General features: G+C 71.0%; 3 protein-coding genes and 1 pseudogene. 3 read left to right on the plus strand and 1 reads right to left on the minus strand.

Features of this window, described 5'->3' with window-relative positions:
- Positions 1-21: 21 nt before the first annotated feature.
- On the minus strand, positions 22-1,788 hold the full coding sequence (locus BFF76_RS29290) for an LCP family protein (protein WP_065849434.1): 1,767 nt from the start codon (positions 1,786-1,788) through the stop codon (positions 22-24).
- 451 nt (positions 1,789-2,239) lie between these two features.
- Between BFF76_RS29290 and BFF76_RS29295 the strand changes: the two genes are divergently transcribed.
- The 3 genes and pseudogenes from BFF76_RS29295 to BFF76_RS32550 all read left to right on the plus strand — a co-directional run.
- Positions 2,240-3,772 (plus strand): sensor histidine kinase, encoded by a 1,533-nt coding sequence (locus BFF76_RS29295; protein WP_053930591.1) that lies wholly within the window; start codon positions 2,240-2,242, stop codon positions 3,770-3,772.
- The gene (locus BFF76_RS29300) at positions 3,769-4,200 is read left to right on the plus strand and encodes a roadblock/LC7 domain-containing protein (RefSeq protein ID WP_053930592.1); all 432 of its coding nucleotides are present in this window, start codon (positions 3,769-3,771) and stop codon (positions 4,198-4,200) included. Before BFF76_RS29295 ends, BFF76_RS29300 begins: the two co-directional genes overlap by 4 nt.
- Positions 4,197-4,291, plus strand: a pseudogene (locus tag BFF76_RS32550) (DUF742 domain-containing protein); the annotation flags it as partial. The gene BFF76_RS29300 and the pseudogene BFF76_RS32550, both read left to right, overlap by 4 nt.

Below are 4,291 nucleotides of genomic sequence, written 5' to 3' on the forward strand. Positions count from 1 at the left end.
GCGGACAAGGCGGTCTGCGCGCTACTTCGCGCAGACCGCCTTGTCCGCTTCCACGCGCTGGATGTCGTCCGGCGCCTTCGACGGGGCCGAGAGCGGGCTGCCCGCCTCCTTGAAGTCCGGACCCAGCGTCAGCTTCATCGGGTCCATCTCGCCCGCGTCCGTCGTCGTCGGCTTGAGGGCCGAGGCCGACAGGCCCATCATGGCGGCCAGCCGGCGCGCCTGGTCCGCCTGGTTGGGGGCGTAGACGAGCTGCGTCTTCTTCACGTTCTCCGGCGCGTTCGCCTGGTTCGTGGACTTCAGCACGCCTTCTTCGTTCTGCAGCCAGTCGAGTGCGTTCTGCGCGGAGCCGGCGGGGGCGCCGCCGTTGTAGACGTCGACCCGCACGTCCGCCGCGTCCGCCATCTCGCCCTTCAGCTTGGCGTCCGCCTTGGCCTTCGCCGCGGCCTTCTCCTGCTTCTCCACGGCGGTGAAGGAGACGTCCTCGCGCATCATCGAGAAGACCTGCGGCGCCTTGGACTCGTCGAGGATGACGGTGGCCTTGTCGTTCGGGTTGTCCCGCACCGGGACCGTCGTGAAGGTGATGTTCTTCGGGTCGACCGACGCCAGCTCCATGCCCAGCTTGCGGAGCTTGTTGATGTCGTCGATCTGGTCGTCGACGGTGAGTGCCTTGGTGGCCGCCTCCGCGAGTGACCACATCTTGGTGGGGCTGGTCAGGGTCTCGCTGGACTTCAGCTTGCGCATCAGCGAGCCCAGGAACTGCTGCTGGATCTCGATGCGGCTCAGGTCACTGCCGAAGCCGACGGAGTGCCGGGTCCGCAGGAAGGACAGGGCCTGCTCGCCCTTGAGGGTGTGCTCGCCCTTGGACAGCTTGAGGTGCGAGTCCTTGTCGTCGATGTCCTTGGCGAGGCAGACGTCCACGCCGCCGACGGCCGTCGTCAGGGACTTGACCGCGTTGAAGTCGGCCACCATGAAGTGGTCGGGCGTGATGCCCGTGAGCTCGGTGACGGTCCGCATGGTGCAGCTGGGGGTGCGGTCGGACTGCCCGAGGCTGTTGTTGAAGCGCCCGCCGGCCGTCCCGGGGATGTCCTTCTTCTCGCCGTTCTCCAGCGTCGTCGGACAGTTCGGGATATCGGCTATCAGGTCACGCGGGATGCTCAGCGCGGTCGCGTTCGTGCGGTCCTTGGAGACGTGGAAGAGGATGTTGGTGTCGGCGTGGCCGACACTGCCCGCGTCCCCGTAGCCCTCGTTGCCCTCGCCGGTCCGCTTGTCCGTCCCGATCACCAGGACGTTGATCGCCCGGTCCTTGCTGAAGCCGCCGGTGCCGGCCCCGTCGGTCGCGGCGGAGGTGATGTTGCCGTTGAAGTGCTGGTACACGAGGTAGCCAGTGGTGCCGACGCCCACCATCAGGAAGGCGAGCACGCCGCCGGTCCACACCAGCGCCTTCTTCTTGCGGGACTTCTGGGGCTTGGCCTTGCGCCGTCCGGTGGCCGGCGGCGCCGCCGCTCTGCCCCCGGGCTTCCGCGTCTCGTCCCGGTCCCCGCGTCCGCCGCCGGCACCCCGGCGGCCGCCACGCTGGCCGGGCACCGAGGCCCGGTCGCCGGACGGCGGCGTCCCCGGCTTCGGCCTGCGGCGCGTTCCGGGAGTTCTGGCATCGGTCGTACCGGCCGACGCGGATGATCGCCCTGAGGAGGGGGTCAGTCGCAGTTCGTAATCACCGGTGTTCGGGTTGAGTACCCACTGGTCTGCGGGGTCGATGCCCTCGTCCCGCCCACGGCCTTGCGCGTCCACGGTTGCCTGCGTCCTCCGTCGGGGCTGCCACGCGGCGCCTCCCCCTTCAAGGCGCGCGGTGTGTCTTACGGCAGTGCCGGTCTGGGAAGGCCGACTGCACCGGAGCGCTCAGACTAGCTGGCCACCGGCCTGCGAGCGACGATCGTGATAAATCAAGCATCACACAGGGGACATACCGTCACATTCAGCGCTACTCGCCCACCGAACCCGCTGTTTGGCGCGCGAAACGTCGACCGGAGGGCGCGACCGGAATCGATTCAAGCCAGATTTCAAACAGAAGTGGCCACAAGGAATCCCCAAACAAGTCTCCAATTCTCCTATAGTTGCCGTGACTTGATCAGGAACAATCAGCTCCAGTTGTGACTCTTTCGCCGTCACCGACCGGAATATCCCGATTGCTCCTCCCTCTGCTCCTGTCCGCCCTCCGCACCGTCCGCCCCGAGGACTCCGATTGCGCCCTTCACTCCGGCCGACCGCACTCGCCCTGCTGATCTCGGCAGCCGTAACCGGTGCTCTGTGCCTGTGGGCGGTCTCCGCCGCGCCCGCCTCGGTGCGGACCCCGCTCGCATGGGGGGCGGGGTCCGCGGCCCTGCTGCTGTGCGTCGCGGTGACCGTCACCGTTCACACGCTCGCCACCGCCCGCGGTCTGCGGGTGATGCGGGCCACCGACGCCGCGCGCTTCACCGCCGAGACCTCCCGCCTCGTCTCGACCTCCGCCGCCGAGGCGCAGCGCTTCACCGCCGAGACCGCCCGGATCAGAGCCGCGGCCTCCTCGGAGACGGCCCGGGTCACCGTCGAGGCGGAGGACCGGGTCGCACTGGTCACCGCCGAGGCCGCCGAACAGTACGAGCGGCTCACCGCCGAGACCGCGCGGCTCGCCGCCCGCGCCCGGCGCAGCGAGACCGAGCGTGCCGCGGCGGTCGCCGCCTGCGCCAACGCCGCGGGCCGGATGCAGGCCCTCTCCACGAGCATGCTGGCCGACCTGCGCGAGATGGAGCACCGGCACTCCGCCGAGGACGTGCTCCACGACCTGCTGCACCTCGACCACCGCACCGCCCAGGCGGGACGGCTCGCCGACTCCATCGCGGTGCTGACCGGCGCGCGCTCCGGGCGCCGTTGGGCCAAGCCGATCGTGATGGAGTCCATCCTGCGCGGCGCCATGGGCCGTATCGGCGGCTACCAGCGCATCCGCCTCCACTCGACCAGCGACGTGGCGATCGCGGGCCACGCCGCCGAGGGCGTCATGCACGCCCTGGCCGAACTCCTCGACAACGCTGCCAATTTCTCCCCGCCGACCGCCGAGGTGCACGTCTACGTCGAGGAGGTCCCGGCGGGCATCGTCGTCACCGTCGAGGACAGCGGCCTGGTGATGAGCGATGTGCAGCTGCGCCGCGCCGAGCGTGCGGTGTCGGCGGAGAACCAGGACCTCACCGGCATCTCCGGCACCCGGCTCGGCCTCGCCGTCGTCGGCCGGCTCGCCAGGAAGCACGGCCTCACCGTCTCCTTCCGGCCCTCGGCACGCGGCGGCACGGGCGCGCTGATGATGCTGCCGCAGGAGCTCATCTCCCGTACGCCCATGCCCTCGGCGCTCCCTGCGCCCGCCCGGCACCCCGAGCCCGAGCCGGACCACTCGACGCCGGGCCACTCGACGCCGGGCCGCGCGAGGCCGGACACGGAGCCCGAGGCACCGGCGGCAGCGGCCTCCCCCAGGGCCGCGGCGCGGACGGACGACACCTCCCGGAGCGCGGAGTCCGCGTCCGAGTCCACCGGCTCCGTGCCGCAGGTCGGCGAGAGCGGTCTTCCCAAACGCCGCCGCGGCCGCACCCTGGCCGCGGCAGAGGCCCGTACAGGCAATGCCGCTCCCGGCGGAGCCGAATCCCCCCGGCCCCGTGCCACCGACCCGAAGGTCCAGGCTGCCCGCTTCAGCACCTTCAGCCAGGCGGTACGAGCCAATTCCCCGCACCCGGAAGGCAACACCCGATGAGCGCGACCACCGACGAGAAGCTGAACTGGCTGCTGGAGGGGCTGCTCGACCGCACGCCCGGCGCCCGGCACGCCCTCGTCCTCTCCCGGGACGGCCTGAAGCTGTGCCGCACCCCCGAACTCTCCGTCGACCAGGCCGACCAGCTGGCGGCGATCTCCGCCGGCATCCAGAGCCTGTCGCACGGCGCGTCCATCGAGTTCGGTGACGGCACCGGCGGCGTACGGTCCGCGATGACCGAGTTCTACGGCGGCGTGCTGTTCATCGTCGAGGCGGGCGCGGGCGCCCACCTGGCGGTCGTGGCGGCGGAGGACTCCGACGTCGGCCTCGTCGGCCACAACATGAGCGAACTCGTCGAGCAGCTCGGCGAGTACCTCGTCGCCCCGCCGCGCGACGCGGCTGCGCCCGCCACGGAAACCGCGGACGTATGACGTCCGTCCCGCGCCCCCGCCCCGGACGCGACGACGACCCGGACCGGCTGTACACCCTGACGGGTGGCCGCAGCCGGTCCGACTCGGCCGC

The organism is Streptomyces mutomycini, from assembly GCF_001700505.1.
GTDB lineage: Bacteria > Actinomycetota > Actinomycetes > Streptomycetales > Streptomycetaceae > Streptomyces > Streptomyces mutomycini.